This window comes from Neobacillus sp., from assembly GCF_031988165.1.
Classification (GTDB): Bacteria; Bacillota; Bacilli; order Bacillales; family Cytobacillaceae; genus Neobacillus; species Neobacillus rhizosphaerae.
This window is the reverse complement of sequence record NZ_DALZYO010000010.1, coordinates 85870-106713: the sequence shown is the minus strand read 5'-3', so window position 1 is coordinate 106713 and position 20844 is coordinate 85870. Positions and strand designations below refer to the sequence as shown.

Here is a 20844-nt window from a genome sequence, read left to right as displayed (position 1 = left end):
AGCTGTTGATTCGCTAAACATGGATCACAGTCACTAGACATCCCGATTGTTGAAAAATGGAATTTTTACGTGAAATTACAACTTTTAGAAACTAGTTTTGTCAATTTAAGTCTATAGAGGAACCAGAAATAGTTTTTTTATCTAGGACCTTAATGTTAGGCCAATTTGGTCTTGTTTAAAGCCCTAATCTCTCCTATTACTATTAAAAAATAGATAAAACCATCTACTATTATGAGATGTTTTCTATCAAGTAAACTGCTAACTTTTTAAAGGACCTTCCCTAATGCCGCACCATTAATAGATGTATAACTTGAAAAGTGAATACTTTTCTTCCCTTGCTTTCATTATTTGGAAGCTAATAAAACTGGGTTTTCCAGCGATTTAGGACTAATTAACTATTATAAATTCAGACTTTTGTATATATTTCGATTATTGAAATAATGTTATCATTTACATGTACATATTACTATTTTAGGAGGTTGATGGATTGAGGAAATTGAAGAGGACTCTCATTTTTTTGGTTAGTTTTTTGACTGTGGCAGTATCTTCGACAGTCTACGCTGCACAACCGGGATTATCAGATTTCCCCCAACCGGTTGACTCCCAGTCTTGGACTCTTCCAAGGGATATGACGTGGAATGATTACCGTCCCGTTCCTGGGGTTGACTGGAACACTGCAAACATTAAAGCAGAAAGGGTCATCAAGGGTACACTAATCATTGTAGATTTCCAAGACAGAGAGTTTATCTTAAGCCAACCTGTAGGCTCGGAGATAGCCGGTAACCCAATTGGTACTGGAAATATACCTCGCAATCAGCTCGGCAAGTTTTGGGAAGATTTTCTCAACAAGCCTTCACCATCTAATAACTACCGAACAGTAAATGAATACTGGAGAGAGAATTCATTCGGTAAGTGGAAGATCGAACTTAAAGCCTTCGGTCCTTATAAAATGGATGGTAATGAATTCGAGGATGGACTTAACGAGTTCGGGCAAACAGTAAACATGCCTGCTGGTTTCAAAGGAAGAAATCTAAGAACTGAGGCAGTTGCAAAAGCTCAAGCTGATATTGCTGCTTCAGGAGAAAAGTTTGATTTTAATTTTATTGTCCATGCTGGCTACGACGAATCGGGAGTTTGGCAAGAGTTTGGCGAAATGATGTTTCAAAATGCTAATACGGTAACTAATCCATTCGGACCAATTGTTGCCGGTACGAATGTCCCTGGGATGCCTAACTCTGCTGTTACCCGCTATGTCCCATGGACCTCCTGGTATGCTGCTAAAAGTATTTGGTCAAGTGCCGGTGGAGGTACATCTATTCAAGGGGAAAATGATGGTATGGGTACCTTCGCCCACGAATTCGGTCATATCATGACCCTGCTTGATAATTACAACAATCCCTATGCAATTCCTGTATCCAGAACCTACTCCGGTCCATGGGAATTAATGAGTCGCGGTAGTTTCAATGGCCCAGGAGGTCCACACACACGCTGGATGGTCCCATCAACTTTAGGGGCATCCGCTCCATCACACCATATGCTTCGCAATAAAATTAAACAAGGCTTCCTATCACCTGATCAATATCTTAACCTTGACCGTGACAAGCTAGCTGAAACCGGGCCAGTCTTCGCTGATATCCTTGCACGAGAGGTACCGACTGGAAGCGAATTTGGGCGTACCGGATTACAAGGTATCAATATTACCATGGTCGATAACACTCCAGCTAACTCTCTAAACGACGATTGGCGTGCTGACATGCAACGAGGCGCGAAATGGTACAATAACTATACACTGGAAGTAGTCGATCGAGTTGGCTTTGATTCCTTTACCCCAGACTCAGGTGTATTGTTGGCGAAAACAAAGAATAGTGAATCGGCACCTAACATCTGGGTAGTTGACTCTCATAAGGAAGATATCAATCAAATAGACTTCAAAAGGCCTGATGGTTCACCTGCGATGGTTTCCAAGGGGGATTACCAACAGTTGGCAGATGCCCTCTTCAAGGCAGGGACCGCTGACGGCGTTGTCAGTGAGTATACAGATGAGTATAATCGTCTCCACTTCTACATTTTAGATAAGAAATATGACGCTAAAGGTGCTCTTTCTTATCGGGTGGCAGTACGACATATGGATGGTGCGGGTTCATTTGCTCGTGGCGTAGCAGTTACCAACGGTAGTTCAGAATTTGCTACACCAGGGAAGGTAGCAACCTATTACTTCAATGTAACGAATACTGGAAAAGCAACGGACCTTATCCGACTTAATACCCAAACCGATGCTGGCTGGGATATCCAGTTACAACATAATGTAATTGAAGTAGAAGCAGGTAAAACAGTAGCTGTCCCGGTTTATGTGAAGATTCCTAAAGGTGGTAATGTTCAACCGGTTCCGACCAACCTTACCTTTACAAGTACATCAGAGACTGAGCCAGGAAAGACAGCCACTTCCACACGCCGGGTTGGCCCTGGTAATGGAAAATAAGAAAAGCGCAAGCGCCCGTTAAGCGGCGTATGGACTGGAGCACTTTGACTGAGATAAAGGAAACACGGAGAGCGATAGCGATCCGATGTTGACTTATCGTAGGGAAAAGGGCGAAGTACACTAGCCGCTGGGCGCTGGAGCTGGACAATTCTCAAAGTCGAAAATTTTTTACTTTCTCATCTTTTAAAAAAAGCTAGTTTAGGAGGAAGTGCCGTAATGGTACCTCCTCCTCTTTCATTTTTATCGCGCTTCAAGGGACTCTATACATTAGGCTTTGTTCTCTTTGATGTTGATGATTTATTAAACGAAACGAACGGTGACCCAGATAATTTAACAAGCTAAGAATTAGAACAATTATTCAGTTAACATAATAATATTCCAATAAACTTTATTTCATAAACCGAATTGTTAATGTGGCCTTAGATATTAAATAAAACGGGCAGCCTCTTAAGGGAGACTGCCCGTAATTAATTTCATATCTAACATGGCCATTTATAATTGTGCGAATTCACTAACTAACGCATCGAAACGTTTAAGGGCCTGATTAATGGGTTCAGGTGTGGTTAAATCGACTCCTGTTTTCTTTAATAATTCTAGTGGATAATCGGAACTTCCACTCTTTAAAAAGTCTAAATAGGCAGTTAAGGTGGCTTGATCCCCAGTTAATAGCTTTTCGGCAATATGAATAGCGGAGGCAAAGCCGGTTGCGTATTTGTACACATAAAATGGTCGATAAAAATGAGGGATTCTCGCCCAGCCATATTTGACTTCCTCATCGAATACCACATCATCTCCATTGTATTGTCTAAACAAGGATTCGTATAATTGATTAAATACTTCTACGTTTAAAGGTTTACCTGATTCGGCCATTTCATGGGTAATCTTCTCAAATTCAGCAAACATAACCTGCGTATAAAAAGTTCCTCTAAATTGGTCAATAAAATGATTGAGTAAATGCTTTTGGATCTCATCTGTAGTTTCTTTGTTAAGTAGATAGTTTATCAGCAATACTTCATTCACTGTTGAGGCCACTTCTGCTACAAAAATACTGTAACCTGCTGAAATTCTCGGCTGGTGTGAACAGGAATACCAGGAATGCATCGCATGACCAAATTCATGGATCATGGTAAACATACTGTCTAAATCATCATGCTGATTTAATAGGACAAACGGATGTACACCATACACCCCTAAATTGTAAGCACCGGAACGCTTACCCGGTGTTTCCCGCACATCAATAATTCGGTCATCTTTAAATGTTTTCAGTGTACCTAGGTAGTCTTCTCCCAGCGGGGCTAACGCTTTCAAAATCGTTTCATAAGCTTCATCATATGATATTTCCATTTTTATCCCATTTACAAGCGGAACATTTAGATCATATTGACGCAGTTCCTCTATTGCTAGCTTTTCTTTTCGAATCGCGGTATAACGGTGAAGTGGGGCAAGATTTCCTTTCGTTGCTGCAATCAGGTTTTCATATACTTCTTTTGGGACCATGTCTCCGAACAGGCCTTTCTCTAAGGCTGACGGATAGTTCCTTAGGCGTGCAAGGGTTACGTTGGTTTTGACATTGGCAGCTAGGGTGGAAGCAATCGAATTTTTAAGCTGAAGATATGGTTTGTAATAGGCTTTATATGCCTCTTTGCGTTTATTCCTGTCGTCATCTTCAATCAGCTTTGAGTACATGCCACGCGTTAATTCCACTTTCTCTCCTTCATTGTTCGTTACATCGCCGAACTTGATATCGGCATTATTGAGCATATTATAGGTATTGCTTGGTGCACTGAGTGCTTCACCTAAATGGGATAAGATTTCTTCATTTTCCTTAGTTAACACATGTGCCTTATACCGGTATGCTTCAAATAGATCCTTTTCAAAGTATTGCAGCCGCGGTTCGTTTTGAATATATTCCTTCAAGGTGCTTTCTTCCAAGCTTAGTAAATAGGGCATAAAGAAGGATGTTGCTGCACTAAGTTTGACGGCGAGCTGTTTTGCCCGATCTACTAGTGACTGTGCCAATGTATCTCTCGTGTCCACATCTGATTGCAGCATTCCATACACATAAACTAGATTGAATTTGCTTGATACCTCTTCTTTTTCCGATAGATAAAGATAAAGGGAAATTCCATCGTGGATCGCACCATCATATTGTTTTAATTTTGCTGTCATCTGTTCGATGAAGTGATAATCCGCTTCCCAGTATTCTATGGATGGATAAATATCCTCGATATTCCATTTTTCTTTGTCTGGTACTTCTGCCCTGGATTTATATGTGTTCGTCACATGCATCCCCCAATTCTTTTTAAAAGTAACTATATTTTTTATTATAATGTATATTCAACTGGAAAATAGTGTAGGACTGGATTGTTTTCCTTTAAAATCAACATAACTCCTCCCCCCCCCTTCTTTCAAGAATATGTCATTATTTCCTGGTATGCGAGGAAAAGCTTCCTTTTTCACATGTCACCCATTAAAGTGGTAAAATAGTAAAGTAGCGAAACGAAGAATTTTGTCCACTAATTTTACAGACTGAAGGGTTTCCATTGATAAATCTTACAATAAACCATAACGATAAAAGGATTTCGTTCTTCATTACCTTATTTATAGCCTCTATTGGCGGCTTTGTATTTTCATTGCTTCATACCCCGATTCCGTGGCTGCTTGGGTCAATGATTGCCGTATTCATCGCTTCTAGATTTGGTAAAGTTTTGCTTTACTGGCCAAGCTGGATTCGAAATATAGGGTTAATGATCGTTGGCTATTCCATCGGATTATCCTTCACGAAATCAGCTCTTTTTGAAATTGGTGGGAAATTGCCTTCTATGCTTCTGATGACAGTTTTACTTATCGCCTTTTGTTCCGGAATTGCTTTTGTTGTCTCCAAACTTACTGGCGTAGACTATCCTACTGTTCTGACAGGAAGCATTCCCGGCGGCCTGTCACAAATGATTATTTTTGCGGAAGAAATGAAAGGAATCGACATCACGACAGTAACGTTTTTGCAGGTCGCAAGATTGATGATGATTATTTTCTTTGTACCTTTTCTCATTTTCGGACCGTTTTTTAAAAATACACCCACACATTCAGTATCGGATTTGGTCTCTAAAGGTGTCCAAGCACCGGAACATCTTGTTCCAATGATTCTTTTATTTGTTGTCATTTGTGGCCTTTTTGCTTATCTTGCAATGAAATTGAAGTTTCCTACTCCTTTTTTGCTTGGCCCGATATTAGGAACAGCTGCCTTTACAATATCTGGTCTGCATGGACCACAACTGTCACCTGCGATTTTAGACATTTCGCAATTGATGCTTGGCGGCTATATTGGACTGTTACTAAAGCCAGAAAAACTAGAACATAAAGCGAGAATCATTACACTTGCCATCATAAGTGGTCTGGTAATGATTTTAGGCTCATTAGGCTTAAGCTTTCTGCTTGTCTATCACAGCCATATCACCCCATCAACTAGTTTTTTAAGTGTCGCTCCAGGTGGTATGGATCAAATGGGAATCCTTGCCCTCGAAGTACATGCTGATTTATCCATGGTGACAGGATACCAATTATTTCGACTCTTTTTTATCTATTTTGCTGTACCGCCAATACTACGATTGCTATTTAAAATCGGAAGGAGAAAAAGAGTCGGGTCAATTTAATTCTCCGAGACCCCGCTTACCATCACACATTTAATTAAGCGGTTTCCATTTAGGAAACCGCTCAGCCTCATTCATTCTTCATTTTATTAATCCTACCATAAACACTTTCGGTCATTTTTTAAATAGGTATTTCAGATTGGTGTCACAGATTGGTGTCAGGCACCAATAAAAGGTTGAATTTTTTTTACACAGAGTTGTTAAACTAGTTAAAAAATGGAGCGAAAAAAGATGAAGAATAAATTAGCCATTCTAACTGATATTCATGGGAATCGTTCTGCGTTAACAGCCGTTTTAGATGAAATTGATAAAGATAAGGAAATCGAACATATCTATTGTTTAGGAGATTTAGTAGGGATCGGATATGAAACGAATGAGGTTCTCCAACTGCTATTCTCACGTAATAATATTTCTTTTGTCCTTGGGAACCATGATGAAGCAATCCTCGATATTATTTCGGGCAGAGAACCATACAGCAAGGGAAAGGAAAGAGAACATCATAAATGGATTACTTCCCATCTAGATCGAAAATTCATTCCATACTTAACAGAAATCCCCACCACTTTAACTAAAAGTTATAATGGAAAAATATTCCTTTTTGTTCACTACCATTTGAATGAACATAATCAGTTTTTATCAGTGGATAAAGAACCCGCATCAGAGAAACTTGACGAACTATACCGAACATCCAATGCGGATATTATTTGTTTTGGGCATCATCATGTCGTCCACCACTTTAAATCAAAAGAAAGATTATACCTTAATCCAAGTTCTCTGGGCTGCTATCACAAGCCCCTAGCATCCTATGCAATCATAACAATTGGTGAAAAAGGAGAATTAACCGTCACCTTGAAAGAAGTCCCGTATGACAATAAAGAGTTTTTATTGGGTTATAACAGACTAAATGTACCTGATGCTGATTATATTTTGAAATTCTTTCATGGTGATCAACATTTGAATTATTTGTAAGTTTCACTAAAGTTGCTTAGTCCCAGCTAATTAAGCCCTTTCATTTAGCGAAAGAAAAAAGCAGATACCATAGCTAAAAAATGAAAGGCTAACAGGAGCAAAATGGATATATAGTTTTTTTCATCCACTTAAAGAAAAAACTTAGATTAAATTCTCATGGATTTTATTTATCCGAATCTCATGTTTATGACGTCTTCTTTTCAGTCTTTTCGTTTTTTCTTTTTCGTAGAAATAATAAACAATAAAGTAAGAAATAAAGCTAAGGACGATACCAAAAAGGGTCATTCCGATTAAGGCATGAACTCCTCCGTGAAGGAGACCTACCAAACAATGGAAATCACCGTGCAATAATTTTTGAAAAGAAAAAGAGTCATTGTGACCTATTCTGACTCTCATTGGAAAAATAATTTTCCCAATTGTTCTGGCAAAAGGTAAAAGAATAACCGGGAGAAGGGACAGTTTTCCAATAACATTACCAATAATGGATGCAGGTAGAGAACCTTTCGCCAAACGGACAATAGGAACAAACAAGATATATATAAGTGAAGCCGTTGAAATTACTAACATTTCCAAGCCAAAGCCAAGGGCAAATCCCAATGATACCTTTTTCGCTCCACCAGGAGAACGAAGAAGTTTAGTGAAATTTAACTTAAAAGCACGTCCAAGTCGTTGAAAAAAATTATACTTTTTTTGTTTTATGCTCATAAGATAATCTCCCTTTGGAAAATAGTTAAGTTTATTATATTCTAAATAGGCGATTACTTCTAACCTTTTTAAAAATGTTTTTCATTGCGGGATAGAAGCAAGCTTACAATTTACACCAGTAACGTTTGTTCGACCATACAACTTATTTTACACATTAATTATTAAAAATTCATAAATTAAATATTAGATTATCGTTAAATAATATTTTGAAAAAAACTATTCATAAAGCCCACATTCTAAATAGATAAATAACGGAAGAATTGCACGAGGTAGGTTAGGATTGAGTGTTTTTAATTTGCATAGAACTCGATCGATAAAATTGGCATTTAAATATTGGTTAGTTGTCCAATCAATCTTAGTTCCAAGAAATATAAATAAAGTGTGAAGTGTTTTTCCTTCCAATTTGGCTAAAAGGTGGTGAAAAGATATGTATGGATCATATGGTTATGGTGGTGGCTACGGCGGCGGCTATGGCGGTGGAAGTACCTTTGTTTTAATCGTTGTATTGTTCATTCTCCTTATCATTGTTGGAACTTCTTTAATCTAAATTGAACGGTACACCGTTCAATTTTGGTGGTAAATTGTCCAATTGAATTTAATCTTCTAATGAAAGGAGGATGAATTTAATGACATTTGGATTTAGGGGATTTGATCGAAGAGACAGGTTTTTTCGGGATGGATTTAGAAGAAGACGGTTTTTTCCATTTGAAATTGAATTTGAATTAGAAAGAAGAAGACGATTTGAATTCGATAGAAGACGCAGATTCTTTTAAGTAAATATAGAAAGAGTGTGTTTCCTTGGGCCTCCGGGCTCTTTTTTTGAACCAATTTCATGTTCTTCCAGAATTATTACTTTCTCTTCTCCCTTGACGAAGCATGTTTTATTAAAATTCAATAAATATTTTTTTTTTAGGAAAAAGCATGACGAACAACAAAAGCAATACGATTTAGGTTCAATCGCATTGCTTTTGTTGTTGATAGTGGAATGAGTTCGGCAGAATTCTGTATTCCTCACCTGATTTAAAAACCCTTTATATTACTCAATTTGGATAAAGAATCTCATCAATAATTCCGTACTCTTTCGCTTCCTCTGCACTCATGAAGTAATCCCGATCGGTATCCTTAGCCACCTTTTCCACCGGCTGTCCGGTCCGCTCGGATATAATTTGATTGAGGTGCTCTTTTAGCTTTAAGATCCTTCGGGCCGAAATTTCAATTTCTGTTGCCTGCCCTCTTGCTCCACCCAATGGTTGATGGATCATGATTTCACTATTTGGCAGGGCAAAACGTTTTCCCTTCGTCCCGGCGAGCAGTAACATGGCTCCAAATGAGGCTGCCATCCCAGTGCATATCGTTCTTATATCTGGCTTAATGTATTGCATTGTATCAAAAATGGCAAACCCCGATGAAGTTACTCCTCCTGGGCTATTGATATAGAGGGAAATTTCTTTATCCGGTGCGTCTGCTGCTAAAAATAATAATTGGGCCACGACACTATTTGCAGTGTGGTCGTTTATTTCTTCACCAATGATAATAATTCTGTCTTTTAACAACCGTGAATAAATATCATATGAACGCTCCCCACGATTGGATTGTTCAATCACATATGGAATGGTACTCATTAAAAACTCCTCCTTGAAGCGATTAATTGGCTATGCTGCCATACAGAGAGTGCTTGTAGGAGAAAAAGGTTGAAACGACCGTAATTTCCCTGAGGTGACCTTAATAGGAACGTCTTCAATGCTTGTTATGAAAGGAATGGATTGAATCAAGAAGGCTGGGTCTTGATGTTTCAATACTTCATAAAAAATGTCCGAAAGCTGCTCTCTTTCTTCCTCATCCCAAAATGCTTCAAAGGAATACGGTTCTTCTTCTTCACTTGCTTTTTCTAAACGCTTTTTCGCACGATGAAGACTAGCCTTAACAGCCATTTCTGTCGTGTTTAAGATATCCGCTATTTCCTTCAGCTGATATTGAAACGCCTCTTTTAACATGAAGATAACGGCTTGCTTTGGGGTAAAATGTTTCACCAGCAAGTCTACGGTATTCATCATTTCATCCAGTTGATTCGTTACAGCGTTTTTAACGCTGCTGATATCAGCCTCAAACGTTTCATTTTTTCTTTTTCGAAGAATATCAACCCAATGATGGTAGGCAATTTTGTTTAACAAAGCAGGGCTCATCTGTTGCTGCTGATATTTTAATGCCTTCAGATAAGTTTCTTGGGCGATATCGTCTCCATCCCATGAGTTTTGCGCGAGAAAACGGCAATATCGCTGGAGTTTTGGATAATGTTTGATCCAACACCTTTCCTCCTGCTGTAACCTTTCTATTTTGTTATGACAAAGCTTCTGTGACATGGTTTTCACTCCTTTTTGCACTCTCTACCCTATAAACGTTTCTCGGTGAATAAAAAGATATGGGGTCATAAACTTTTTTTATAAGATAAGAAAGAAATTTTCGACTTTGAGAATTGTCCAGCTCCAGGGCGCTTGCGCTTTTCTTATAATATATGCTTTTTATTACAATTATCACATAAATCAGAGGCAGGCAAATCAGCTTCCCTTAATTTCTTAAAAAATTTGTACTTCATTTTTTTGAACTTTTCAATTAATGCAGACCGAAGGGTGTAATCGCTTTCAATATTGAAATAACATCGATGATTCCTTCAAGATTTTTTGAATTGAGAATTTTGGATGATTTTGCTGAAAAAAAGTGGTGGACTATTTTTTAAAGCCTGCTATAATCCATATAGATACTAATCAATATTTTAAAGGTGGGCATTATGGGGAACACTTGTAGGTATGTTGTCAACGCTCTTGGAAAAGGTGGGGAAACATATTATACTCTTTGTAAAGATAAACAAGAATTAAAGAATTGGATTACCAACAATAGAGAGAAAATAATTATGGATGAGATAATGATTACGGATAAACATCAAAGTCTTTTTTCCAAATGGTTCAGTTCTAGAAAACTATATTAAAAATGAGACGCCACTCTATTAGGAGTGGCGTCATTGTTTATTTATTCGTCTATTTCTCGTATTCACTTCCGCAATTCTATCATTACGAATCTTGGATTTCAAAAATAACATATTACTATTTTCCGAAGTCTTCTAATTCTAAATGTACTAGTGGCGCCTTGTGTTCATAGGTTTTCTACACCACTTCTTTTATCTCCACGTCCACGAATTTCCGTTTCTGAATATAGATAAGTCTGATGGATAAGGCTATTCCAGCTGCCAACAATCCGACGGTTAAACCAATCCAGTAGCCTCTTGCTCCCAAGCTGGTAAAATGGGCGAGTAGATACCCAACAGGGAGACAAATCATCCAATATGCGAAGAGGGTCATGATGAAGGAAAGATTCACGTCCTTATAGCCTCTTAATGCTGCCTGAGCTGTTGCCTGTACGGCGTCACAGATTTGAAAAAAGAGCGCAAAGATTAAGAAGTTTGCCGTTAAGTTGATGACGGCTGCTTCATTCGAATATAAACCGGCAACCTGGTAGCGAAATAAAACTAGTAAAATACCGGTAAATATAGCGATTAAGATAGCCAGATAAATGCCGAGCCAACTGTATTGTTTCGCATCCTTATAGCGCCGTGCTCCTACCTCATACCCGACAAGAACAGTTTGAGCCATAGAAATACTGATTGGAATCATGTATAGAAAGGATACGATGTTTAAGGCCGATTGATAGGCGGCAATTGTCGTGACGTTAAACTTACTTAACAAGATTGTCACTACGGCAAACATACTAGTCTCAAAAAATGTTGAAAGTCCCATTGGCACACCAATTTTTAAAATTTCTTTACATTTTTCCCACGAAATTTCCTTCATATTGGAGAAGACTTGGTAGGAACAAAATGGATCTTTGGTTTTCACGATGAATATTGTCATGCCCAATATGGCCCAATAGGTAATGGAAGTAGCATACCCCGCCCCTGCTCCACCTAGCTCAGGAAAGCCCCAATTCCCAAAGATTAGGACATAATTCAAGAAGAAATTAAGCGGCAACGCTAAAAGCAGGATAACCATTACGACTCTTGTTTTTCCTAATGCATAAATAAACGAGCGAAGCACGTTAAAAATAAACAAAGGAAGAAGTCCATAACATAAGCCAACCAAATAATCAAAAGCCGTTTCTTGGACACGAATAGGCAGTTTCATTTTATCTAAAATAGGATCTAGGAAGAAAAATCCTAGAATAATGACGACCGCAGCGATGATTACAGATAGGAATACTCCGTGCTTAACTACCGAGGAAACTTCATGGCTCTTCTTCTCTCCGAAGCGTTGCGCAGCAATTGGTGATACAGCAAGCAGGATTCCACTGATTCCCAAAAAAATCGGGCTCCAAATTGAGGAGCCAATTGCCACTCCGGCGAGGTCGGATGAATTATATTTACCTGACATAATCGTATTGAAAAAAACCATCGAAAACATGCCAAGCTGTGTGATTAAAATTGGAATTAATAAGACAAAAATTTGCTTTGTCTTTTCCTTGATCGTAAAAGTCTGATTCATAAAAGTATACTCCTTAAGATATTAAAGCTAAAAATTACATTATACCCCATTCCCGAGGATTAATCCTCAAAAAAATTTGAAATATCACCTGGTGTCAGGCACCAACTTGATTATTTTTCCAACTAAATCTTCCCTTTGGAGCTATGATTTTCTAAATTAATCTAATTTTCGGAATGGATAGGAGCGGTTGGAAATTTATTTTCCTTAAAAATAGGACCCCGTTAAGGAAGCCCTATTTCTTTACGATTTTCGATGGATTGTTGATTTTATATAACACCGCCACGTCTACAAGGAATTCTTCGGACACGTCTTTACCCTTAGCTAATTTTTTGGCCGTTACTTTCCCATCAAATTCAAGTGAATCTCCCTGGGCAAGTTCAAATTTCTTAAGTGTTTTGCTATGACTGCACCAACCAAGCCCAATGTCGATAGGATTTTCCTGGACAATTTGAACATTTTCTAAAACAACCACTTCATCATTTTCTTCATTAAATGGATTGTAGGTTAGCGCAAACTGTTTGACACTGGCCGTGAAATGGACTTTCTCAGTAGGAAGTTCCAACTTTGGAGCTTTCTCTTTCTTCGCCTTCGGTTCCTTTGTTTTAGCGGGCTTGGGAGCTACTTCCTTTCTCGGAGAGTCCATGTCCTTGGTCGTTTCGGTTTCTTCGACTGCAGTTGATTTAGGTTCTAGTGCCGCTGGTTTATCGCTTGCAGTTGTCAGAGGTTCTTTGTCCTCAACCGTCAACAGGCTTTCTTTTCCGAAACTTGATTGCTGCATTTCTTTCAAATAGGCTGGGTGGATGCAGCTTAAGTTGCCCTCTTGGAATTCAATCACAAGCGTATTAATATCCCCTGCACTCCCGTACGTTTCGAAACCTTTAATGGTCACATGACGCTGATTGTTTCGATCTTTGTACCAGAATTCCTTCTTCGCTTCCTTGGCCGAGGATAGCCCCCATTCCTTCAGCTTTTCTTTATAATGATCCTCATCATGAAAGGTTTCATAGTCCCCTTTTGGCGGAATATATTGCGTTTTTCCTGTCTGTTCAAGTAGAGCTCGCTGTTTAACCATCATTGCACTTCCTTCCACTATGTATGTGGTTTGATTATATCATTTCATGGAAAAAACATTAACCTTGATGGCTCTTTAGGGAAGGATTCGAATGCAATTTCGTTCAAGTAGGAGAGGATGGCTTGTGTACTGCAATGATTTTATATAACAAAAAAAGACTCTGCATGAGAGTCTTTTTCATTTATGTTGGATTTAATTATGCTTTGCGAACGTTAGATGCTTGAGGTCCACGTTGACCTTGCTCAACATCAAAAGTAACTGCTTGGCCTTCGTCTAAAGATTTGAAGCCTTCTCCTTGGATTGCTGAGAAGTGTACGAATACATCGTCTCCAGCTTCGCGTTCGATGAATCCAAAACCTTTTTCTGCATTAAACCATTTTACTTTACCTTGTTCCATTTGTATATCCTCCTGCTGTGCGCATTGCACACAATGTATTACTATCCTTGCTCAAATCTTCAAGACAGAAAGCAATTACACTTTTTCTTCTTGGCGACAAACAAAAATAATTCTCCTTTACTATAACAGAAACTATATGATAAAGCAAACCAATAAAAATCGAAATGGAGCAAGTTTTTTTCGATATTGCTTTTTGCGAACTAGTTTAAAAAATATTGTTGCCCAAAAGCATATATTACAACGAAGAATGGAGTAAACCTAGTTTAATATTCCTTTGAAAACTCATTAGTTCTCGCAAACATATACATTCCAAATGTTTTTCTTATCGATAATATCATGCCCATTAAAATCATATTGGAAAACAAGGAGCTGCCGCTACTAATCGTAGCGTTCCTTCCTCATTGACTTGTATTGCTTTCACCTTCAGTTGATGCCAAAAATCCCTTTAAAGCTTGCTTGTTTTTCTCGAAATCAATTTTTAGAACTGCTCCCACGTTAACCGTTTTATCCTCATATGAATTTTCAATTGGTATCCGAATACTTTCCATTTTTTTCGATTTCCCGGCAAGTAACCCTTTACCGATTGATAAAATAGTTGGCGTATCTACATTTGTATCAATATAAGGGGTAGCGACTCCAAGAATCTTTGGTAGATTAACTAGATTATGAACACTAACTGCTTGTTCTTTAATCTTAGAAACTGCTTCCTGCTGTCTTTCCACCCGGCCAAAATCACTTAAGCGATCATGGCGAAAACGAACATAACCTAACAATTTATCACCATGTAATATTTGTTTACCAGGATGAAGTGTCATCCCGATTCCATAGGACATCTCTTTTGGAATATCGACCTCAATTCCGTTAGGGGCAACGATGTCAACTATTTTTGAAAAACCTTGAAAATCGACAATGGCATAATAATTAATATCGACATCAAAATTTTCTTTAACCGTCTTTCTTACCAATTCAGGTCCGCCAATTGCGAAAGCTGCATTTATTTTTTGCTTGCCATGACCGGGAATATCTACATATGTATCCCTCATAATCGAAGCAATCTTCATACTCTGTGTGTTTTGATTGTAATGAGCAATCATTAACGTATCAGAACGTGCATGCTCCTCACCCCGTGAATCACTTCCAATTAGTAAAATATTAATCTCTCCATATTGAGGCTCCTTGCCTTGGAAGTCCTCAAACGTTTTTAGTTCGTCCTTATACTTGCCATTACTCGCTTCGGACAATCCACTTTTATATTGATAAATACAATAAATAACTACACTTACAAATAATAAAAGAACTGTTAAAAGGATGTTTCTAAGCCATTTTCGTTTCTTTTTTGTTCTTACTCTTTTTTCCATTTGAAATATCACCTATTAGAATCATTTTTATGTTAATGCTTTTGTTGAAATAAATCTAAAACAAGTTTTACAGCGATTGCATCATCTACATATCCAATTGGAAAGATGTAATCAGGAATTACATCTACCGAAATAATAAAATAAATGAGTACACTGCCAATGATGGCAAGCTCAGCAGTAGTACCATTTCTTAAGCGAAACCGCTCAAACAAATCCTTCAGCTGGCTGATAAACGGACCTATGCTGCCAACTTTCATAAGCTTTTTCTTAAAGCCATTAAGAATGGTCTCTTTTCCTTCATCAGTCTGAGAATATTGTTGATATTTCGCCAATTGCTGTTCAACACTCTCAATAGTAAATGTTTTATTGTATAATTCAGAGGATTCTAGAATACTTTGAATGCTGTCTATAGACGAGTGAATATCTGAATTCTGCTGTTCCTGAATTTGGTCAATGGGGTACCCTGCTGCTATAAATAAATCAGCAATAGGAACACTAAGACAGTCGGCCATTTTTTGTAAATGTTCAGGATTTGCTCTTCGTTTACCATTAATAATCCGTGAAATGGTAGCAGTATCAATTTTTGTGAACTCACTAAGTTTTCTCATTGATAACGACCGTTCCTTTAGCAAATCTTTTAATAATAAACCAAGATTACTAGGTTTCGGTTGATCTGACATACTTTTCTCTCCCCTCTTCGGATAAGCCAGGTTTATCTAATGAGATATGAATCTTCTTAATCATTAAAAGAGTAATAAATTAATTGTTCCAGTGAAATATACCTAATCGTTGACATTTTGTCAACAAAAAACCCACTTGGTGAATCTTAAAAGAAAGCTGTAAAAGCAATGATGATAATAATGATCCCACTAATGATTGTTCCGAATTCCCCCAGTGTAAAAGAGCCAATCCGAACGTCAGCTAATTTATGTCCTAATTTAACTCCTGCCCAAACACTAATAATACTGCCAATGGCAGCAGTTAGTGAAATCTCAAGCGGTGAAAACCCAAGTAACCCAGCACCTAAGCCATTGGTAAGGGCATTCGCCGATAATGCTACCCCAAGAAGCAATGCCTCCCCCAAACCAATTTCTCCGGAATTATCCACATCAGCTACCTCTGGATTCCTTAGAATTCCTTTCATGCTTGGGGATTGGTGTTGACCACTTTCAGTACTCACAGCAACTGTTCTTTTTTTACGAGGAGCCCCCAATAGAATAATTCTAATTCCAATAATTAATAGAAAAAACGCTCCAATGATCACAGGGAATATGCCTGGAAGAATTTTTGAAAGCCAAATTCCAAAGGTTATTCCAACTATGCTCATAAGAAAACAAATCAAGCCAATCAAAAGGTTGGCACCTAAACCAATTCGAATCTTTCGAATCCCGTAGGAAATACCTACTCCTAAATTATCGACACTGGATGAAACAGCAAAAGCCAAGATGATTAACCAAGACAATGTAAATCACTCCTTATTTTTTCACATTGTATTAATCAAATTGACCGATTGTGCTTATTTATCTCTAGAATGTTGATAAAAAGTCAACAGTCTCACTAGATTTCCTAGTAAACCAAGTGTGGACCTGCTCTCTTTGATAAATATAAAAGAAGCTTTTTAGCAGTATTTTCGGAAAAATTTCTATCAACAGTTTTTTACGCAAAATAAAGTTATTGTAAAATATATTTTTTTTGAAAAATTTTGTAGAAATAAATAAATTCGATTGTATAATAGACAATAGAATTTTAACGTGAAAATGGTGATAACACATGCGGGCATATAACGAAAAAATAAGTATCTATCATGGAATGGTGTCAACCATCGCTGTGAATCTCGCAAGTAATTTTTTCCCGATTTTTGCGATATCAATCCTTGGGGCAACAAATTATCAAGTAGGGTTTATCAGTTCTCTTCCTCCATTGGTCGCACTGATTATGACAATTCCAGCTGCGATTCTATTAAATCGGTTAGAAGCGCAAAAGAAAACGGTCGCCATGTCCGTTTTAGGGGCGAGGGCGTTATTTTTACTACTAATTGGTGTTATTTTTATCCCTTCTGCCTACCAAGCTTGGGCTTTTTTAATTATTATCGCTTTAATGAATGTGCCTGGGACGATTTCAAACATTGGCTGGCAGACGCTGATTAGCGGGATGATTAAAGATGATCGCAGAGGATCTTTTTTCAGTGACCGAAATCGGCTGTTAACGATTGTTGGAATGATTACAACCTTAATAATCGGTATTGTGATGAAAAAACAAACAGATAATGCTGCTGCCTACCAGTGCTTATTTTTCCTTGCGTTTGTTTTTGGATTATTAGAAGTGTTTTTCTTAATGAAGCATAAGGAAACCGTACAACCGAAGTCGAAAAAAGAGCAAAAGAACGCGTTGATGGATTGGTCCATATTTAAGGATCAGGGATACAAGTGGTTTCTGATTACGGCGTTATGCTTTAACTTCTCCTGGCAGATGGCTTGGGGCCTATTCAATATTTACAATGTGAGGTATGCACATGCGACGATTCTTTGGATTAGTATCTTTTCTGTTGCCAATCAGTTGGTGCAAATCTTCTCCTTCCCATTATGGAAAAAATGGGCAGAACAAAAATCAAACACGTTAATGCTCGTTTGGGTAGCAGCCGGGATGGCAACTGCGCCGTTTTTAACGGTTTTATCTACTAATCTAGTTTATCTTACCTTTGTGCAAATGCAGTCAGGCTTTTTTGTGTCAGGAACCACCCTTCTTTTGTTCAACCTCCTGTTGGAGCAATCTCCAAAGGAAAAAAGGACGTACTGTATAACCACCTATAACGTTCTCTTATCCTTTGTTGCCTTTATTGCACCACAAATAGGAATATGGCTACTAGAAGTAACCGGCATCCAGAAAGCAATGGAAATAAGTTCATTATTAAGATTTATTAGTGCCCTAGTTTTCTTGCTCATGTATATCAGATTCATGAAAAACAAAATACAATTGGGAAAATTGTAAATATTACGATGAAACGTATCATATTTTAGAAGAAGGTGATGATGGAAACAGGAGGTAAAAATGATTAAAATTAATAATCAGATTGTTAAACCTAATGAGCTCTTTCCTGAGATATCAAGCGCTGAACAGAAAACGATTATAAAAAAAATGGGGGCCTTAAATGAAGGCTATGAATACCACACTGTTAATCAATTAAAATTTGAACTTCTATTTAGAGAAAAAACGATGAAGGCAGCAGAAGAACTTAATAAAAGTGGCGCTAAGTTTACCACGTTTAGTTATGCATTTTGTAATAAGAAGTATTGGTATCGTTTAGGTAATGGCGGCTTCCTTCTTAAAGAAAATACTAGCCCTTCATCTGCCATACTAGACATCTTAAAAAATGGATCTCTATATGCATTTGAATGCTCCACTGCCATCGCCATTGTTTTATATATTGCCACTCTCTATTCAATTGGAAACACAAGGTTTAATACTCTCTTCGACCACCTGTATTTGATGGATTGGCAATTTGATGAGGACCTGCCGATTTTGCAAAAGTACGGGGATGATTATCTACCTGGCGATGTACTACACTTTAATAATCCCGATTTTGACCCGAAACAGCCGCATTGGCGCGCTGAAAATGTGATTTATTTTGGTGACGACAAATACTATGGTCATGGAATAGGTATCCGAAATGCAAGTACCATCATTGCCTTTCTCAATAAAAAGAGAAAAGATGAACCAAAGAATTCAGCTTATCTCATGAATATGATTACTAGGCCTAAATATCAATCGTTTTCCTACTAAATGAATTTTTCAAACTGGTTGCTTGATAACAAAGAGCTTGATTGAAGGATATACCTTTCATCAAGCTCTAAACATAGATTGGGTTATTTGACAAAGAGACCTATTTAGGATGGTTGAACTGGAGGGACTAGCTTGATCTCCCGGTTTGCATAAATGGCCTCTATTTCAGCTGATTGTAACAAGGTTTTAATCTCATTTGCTGGTAGTTTCATGGCCACGCCATTTAGGGCAGCTGTATAGGTATGGACAATGGTATAGGGGATTTGCTTTTGCCCGAGATACTTTTCAACATCCTTTCGAAAACGTTCATGACTGTCTTTGACATCCTGTTCAGCCTTTTCAATGGTTAACGGTACTCCGCTTGCTTTTGCCAGGGCTACAGCAACTTTTGCAGGTTTTGTTTTAAAGTGAATAATTATTATTACCTCTTCCTCACTTTTTAAATTGATCTTTGGGTCAATATAAATATTCTGCGTCATTACCTCTTCCCCCTTTGGTTCAATCTGTTCCTCTTTCTCTTGATAGATTTGTGTGAAAAATACACTAAAACCTAACACAGCCAGCAGACAAAAAAACAGTATTCCCTTACCCCGTTTTATCATAGCCATAACAACCTTCCATTAATCGGATAATTATAAGCTACTATTATTAACAACTTATTGTAATTTACTCCCAAAGCTTTTCGTTTTCTTGGTAATATCAATTAAATCAAAGGTACCATACATTTCCTTTTCAGAAAATCCCCAGAATGACCGTCTTAAAGATTTACAATCCCTTACCTTAAATATTTGGTTATAACCTTATTTTACCATCGGTAGCCACCGTCCGCCACAGGCGTACATTTGTCCACGAACGGTGCCTGACACCCTTAAAAAGTTATTCACCGTTTTAAGCCTTTATAAATTTTTAAATGCATCCGCTGCTTTTATGTTTTGTTTTATCATTTTGGTTTCTTTTAACCACTTTGCGGCTTTGTTCCAGGTTTCTGGGTCTTGGTAACCGAATGGTTTTTCTTTCGCATCCATGAGTGGCAGAAGGATTTCTAGGCTCTTTGTTTCGATATCCTTGTCTAGTGGTGATGATTTTTCCTCATGCTTCATTAGAAGGGATAACCCCTCTTCAGGATGGTCCACAACATATTTTTGTCCCTGCGTCATCGCGGCGATAAATTTTTTGAAAACGGCTGGTTTTTCTTTTAATCCTTTTTCACTACCGACCAAAACTAATTCATAATAATCAGGGACACCATAATCCGCAGGATTTAATGTACGCATAGGGTGACCCTCTTTTTCCAGCAGTAATTTCTCATGATTGATATATCCGCCGATAAGCGCATCTGTCTTTTTCGTTGCCATTGCAGGAATTAAATCCCAGCCGATATCGACCATTTTTACTTTCTCCGCATCCCCACCGTCCGATTTCATCATCGTGTGAATGATGGCTTCATCTAATGGAATCGTTGGATATCCAATCGTTTTTCCTTCCAGATCCTTTGGTGATTGAATCGGACTATTCGCAGCGACCATTAGTTGATTCAGTGGATGTCGAACGAGTGCGGCAAACGATTGGACAGGAATTTGCTCTCCACGTGCCACTAAAACCTCTGGTTGGTAGCTGATAGCCATGTCGACTTTATTAGCTGCAACGAGTCTAAGTGGATCATTTGTATCTGCAGGCATTTGAATATCCACGTCCAGGCCTTGTTCTTTAAAATAACCCTTTTCTTTTGCTACAAAAAGAAAAGAGTGCACAGCATTTGGATACCAATCTAGCATTAAGCTTACTTTCTCTAATTTCTCCCCACCTGCTGAATTTTTATCTGCCTCCCCTTTCCCACAAGCAGTTAATAATAAGAATAATAAGAGGCAAAACATGATTAAAAAGCTTTTTTTCATAGATTTTCCCTTC

The 20844-nt window shown here is 37.9% G+C and carries 20 protein-coding genes; 8 read left to right on the top strand and 12 right to left on the bottom strand.

From position 1 onward, the window contains the following. Positions 1 to 487 precede the first annotated feature (487 nt). Both RTR43_RS07915 and RTR43_RS07910 read left to right on the top strand, forming a co-directional pair. Positions 488 to 2479 carry an immune inhibitor A domain-containing protein gene (locus RTR43_RS07915; RefSeq protein ID WP_312470906.1) on the top strand — a complete coding sequence of 664 codons (1992 nt, stop codon included), beginning with the start codon at positions 488 to 490 and terminating at the stop codon, positions 2477 to 2479. A gap of 216 nt (positions 2480 to 2695) precedes the next feature. Next, positions 2696 to 2821 (top strand): hypothetical protein, encoded by a 126-nt coding sequence (locus RTR43_RS07910; RefSeq protein ID WP_312470905.1) that lies wholly within the window; start codon positions 2696 to 2698, stop codon positions 2819 to 2821. Positions 2822 to 2971: 150 nt separating this feature from the next. Here the strand turns inward: RTR43_RS07910 and pepF are convergent, their stop codons facing one another. Continuing rightward, on the bottom strand, positions 2972 to 4768 hold the full coding sequence (gene pepF / locus RTR43_RS07905) for an oligoendopeptidase F (RefSeq protein ID WP_312470903.1): 1797 nt from the start codon (positions 4766 to 4768) through the stop codon (positions 2972 to 2974). Positions 4769 to 5022: 254 nt separating this feature from the next. On the opposite strand from pepF, the gene RTR43_RS07900 reads away from it, so the two are divergent. Next, complete coding sequence (locus RTR43_RS07900; protein ID WP_312470902.1) at positions 5023 to 6129, top strand: AbrB family transcriptional regulator; 1107 nt, start codon at positions 5023 to 5025, stop codon at positions 6127 to 6129. Between the two features lie 228 nt (positions 6130 to 6357). Beyond that, complete coding sequence (locus RTR43_RS07895) at positions 6358 to 7095, top strand: metallophosphoesterase family protein (RefSeq protein ID WP_312470901.1); 738 nt, start codon at positions 6358 to 6360, stop codon at positions 7093 to 7095. Between the two features lie 141 nt (positions 7096 to 7236). On the opposite strand, the gene RTR43_RS07890 is transcribed toward RTR43_RS07895, so the two are convergent. Continuing rightward, the gene (locus RTR43_RS07890; protein ID WP_312470900.1) at positions 7237 to 7800 is read right to left on the bottom strand and encodes a DUF2062 domain-containing protein; all 564 of its coding nucleotides are present in this window, start codon (positions 7798 to 7800) and stop codon (positions 7237 to 7239) included. Between the two features lie 427 nt (positions 7801 to 8227). Here RTR43_RS07890 and RTR43_RS07885 point away from each other — a divergent pair, with 427 nt between their 5' ends. After that, positions 8228 to 8347 carry a YjcZ family sporulation protein gene (locus RTR43_RS07885; RefSeq protein ID WP_312470899.1) on the top strand — a complete coding sequence of 40 codons (120 nt, stop codon included), beginning with the start codon at positions 8228 to 8230 and terminating at the stop codon, positions 8345 to 8347. 79 nt (positions 8348 to 8426) lie between these two features. Then, positions 8427 to 8573 (top strand): hypothetical protein, encoded by a 147-nt coding sequence (locus RTR43_RS07880; RefSeq protein ID WP_312470898.1) that lies wholly within the window; start codon positions 8427 to 8429, stop codon positions 8571 to 8573. 267 nt (positions 8574 to 8840) lie between these two features. Here RTR43_RS07880 and clpP read toward each other — a convergent pair whose 3' ends face one another. From clpP to ytaF, 8 genes are all read right to left on the bottom strand, one after another. After that, complete coding sequence (gene clpP, locus RTR43_RS07875; protein WP_312470897.1) at positions 8841 to 9422, bottom strand: ATP-dependent Clp endopeptidase proteolytic subunit ClpP; 582 nt, start codon at positions 9420 to 9422, stop codon at positions 8841 to 8843. Positions 9423 to 9452: 30 nt separating this feature from the next. After that, positions 9453 to 10160, bottom strand: coding sequence for a sigma-70 family RNA polymerase sigma factor (locus RTR43_RS07870; RefSeq protein ID WP_312470896.1), 708 nt, complete (start codon positions 10158 to 10160; stop codon positions 9453 to 9455). Positions 10161 to 10958: 798 nt separating this feature from the next. Continuing rightward, positions 10959 to 12329 carry an MATE family efflux transporter gene (locus tag RTR43_RS07865; protein ID WP_312470895.1) on the bottom strand — a complete coding sequence of 457 codons (1371 nt, stop codon included), beginning with the start codon at positions 12327 to 12329 and terminating at the stop codon, positions 10959 to 10961. A 232-nt stretch (positions 12330 to 12561) separates the two neighbouring features. After that, positions 12562 to 13404, bottom strand: a complete 843-nt coding sequence (locus RTR43_RS07860; RefSeq protein WP_312470893.1) for a hypothetical protein — start codon at positions 13402 to 13404, stop codon at positions 12562 to 12564. A gap of 193 nt (positions 13405 to 13597) precedes the next feature. Continuing rightward, positions 13598 to 13798 (bottom strand): cold-shock protein, encoded by a 201-nt coding sequence (locus RTR43_RS07855; RefSeq protein WP_024027764.1) that lies wholly within the window; start codon positions 13796 to 13798, stop codon positions 13598 to 13600. A gap of 398 nt (positions 13799 to 14196) precedes the next feature. Further along, positions 14197 to 15156, bottom strand: coding sequence for an LCP family protein (locus RTR43_RS07850; protein WP_312470891.1), 960 nt, complete (start codon positions 15154 to 15156; stop codon positions 14197 to 14199). 32 nt (positions 15157 to 15188) lie between these two features. Continuing rightward, positions 15189 to 15836: a helix-turn-helix domain-containing protein gene (locus RTR43_RS07845; RefSeq protein ID WP_312470889.1), complete on the bottom strand. Its 648-nt coding sequence runs from the start codon at positions 15834 to 15836 to the stop codon at positions 15189 to 15191. Positions 15837 to 15982: 146 nt separating this feature from the next. Next, entirely contained in the window at positions 15983 to 16618 is a 636-nt protein-coding gene (gene ytaF, locus RTR43_RS07840) for a sporulation membrane protein YtaF (RefSeq protein ID WP_312470888.1), read from the bottom strand. Positions 16619 to 16926: 308 nt separating this feature from the next. Here ytaF and RTR43_RS07835 point away from each other — a divergent pair, with 308 nt between their 5' ends. Both RTR43_RS07835 and RTR43_RS07830 read left to right on the top strand, forming a co-directional pair. After that, complete coding sequence (locus RTR43_RS07835; RefSeq protein WP_312470886.1) at positions 16927 to 18144, top strand: MFS transporter; 1218 nt, start codon at positions 16927 to 16929, stop codon at positions 18142 to 18144. 60 nt (positions 18145 to 18204) lie between these two features. Next, positions 18205 to 18936, top strand: coding sequence for a protein-glutamine gamma-glutamyltransferase (locus RTR43_RS07830; protein ID WP_312470885.1), 732 nt, complete (start codon positions 18205 to 18207; stop codon positions 18934 to 18936). A gap of 104 nt (positions 18937 to 19040) precedes the next feature. Here RTR43_RS07830 and RTR43_RS07825 read toward each other — a convergent pair whose 3' ends face one another. Continuing rightward, positions 19041 to 19544 (bottom strand): protease inhibitor I9 family protein, encoded by a 504-nt coding sequence (locus RTR43_RS07825; RefSeq protein ID WP_312470883.1) that lies wholly within the window; start codon positions 19542 to 19544, stop codon positions 19041 to 19043. 288 nt (positions 19545 to 19832) lie between these two features. Beyond that, positions 19833 to 20831 carry an ABC transporter substrate-binding protein gene (locus tag RTR43_RS07820; RefSeq protein ID WP_312470882.1) on the bottom strand — a complete coding sequence of 333 codons (999 nt, stop codon included), beginning with the start codon at positions 20829 to 20831 and terminating at the stop codon, positions 19833 to 19835. Between the last annotated feature and the right edge of the window lie 13 nt (positions 20832 to 20844).

Excerpts from the sequence above, each read along its gene's own strand:
- RTR43_RS07825 (WP_312470883.1), bottom strand. The coding sequence starts at position 19,544 with ATGGCTATGATAAAACGGGGTAAGGGAATACTGTTTTTTTGTCTGCTG.
- RTR43_RS07860 (WP_312470893.1), bottom strand. The coding sequence starts at position 13,404 with ATGATGGTTAAACAGCGAGCTCTACTTGAACAGACAGGAAAAACGCAA.
- RTR43_RS07890 (WP_312470900.1), bottom strand. The coding sequence starts at position 7,800 with ATGAGCATAAAACAAAAAAAGTATAATTTTTTTCAACGACTTGGACGT.
- RTR43_RS07910 (WP_312470905.1), top strand. The coding sequence starts at position 2,696 with ATGGTACCTCCTCCTCTTTCATTTTTATCGCGCTTCAAGGGACTCTAT.
- RTR43_RS07895 (WP_312470901.1), top strand. The coding sequence starts at position 6,358 with ATGAAGAATAAATTAGCCATTCTAACTGATATTCATGGGAATCGTTCT.
- RTR43_RS07885 (WP_312470899.1), top strand. The coding sequence starts at position 8,228 with ATGTATGGATCATATGGTTATGGTGGTGGCTACGGCGGCGGCTATGGC.
- RTR43_RS07850 (WP_312470891.1), bottom strand. The coding sequence starts at position 15,156 with ATGGAAAAAAGAGTAAGAACAAAAAAGAAACGAAAATGGCTTAGAAAC.
- pepF (WP_312470903.1), bottom strand. The coding sequence starts at position 4,768 with ATGCATGTGACGAACACATATAAATCCAGGGCAGAAGTACCAGACAAA.
- RTR43_RS07880 (WP_312470898.1), top strand. The coding sequence starts at position 8,427 with ATGACATTTGGATTTAGGGGATTTGATCGAAGAGACAGGTTTTTTCGG.
- RTR43_RS07830 (WP_312470885.1), top strand. The coding sequence starts at position 18,205 with ATGATTAAAATTAATAATCAGATTGTTAAACCTAATGAGCTCTTTCCT.
- RTR43_RS07820 (WP_312470882.1), bottom strand. The coding sequence starts at position 20,831 with ATGAAAAAAAGCTTTTTAATCATGTTTTGCCTCTTATTATTCTTATTA.
- RTR43_RS07855 (WP_024027764.1), bottom strand. The coding sequence starts at position 13,798 with ATGGAACAAGGTAAAGTAAAATGGTTTAATGCAGAAAAAGGTTTTGGA.
- RTR43_RS07835 (WP_312470886.1), top strand. The coding sequence starts at position 16,927 with ATGCGGGCATATAACGAAAAAATAAGTATCTATCATGGAATGGTGTCA.
- clpP (WP_312470897.1), bottom strand. The coding sequence starts at position 9,422 with ATGAGTACCATTCCATATGTGATTGAACAATCCAATCGTGGGGAGCGT.
- RTR43_RS07870 (WP_312470896.1), bottom strand. The coding sequence starts at position 10,160 with ATGTCACAGAAGCTTTGTCATAACAAAATAGAAAGGTTACAGCAGGAG.
- RTR43_RS07865 (WP_312470895.1), bottom strand. The coding sequence starts at position 12,329 with ATGAATCAGACTTTTACGATCAAGGAAAAGACAAAGCAAATTTTTGTC.
- RTR43_RS07845 (WP_312470889.1), bottom strand. The coding sequence starts at position 15,836 with ATGTCAGATCAACCGAAACCTAGTAATCTTGGTTTATTATTAAAAGAT.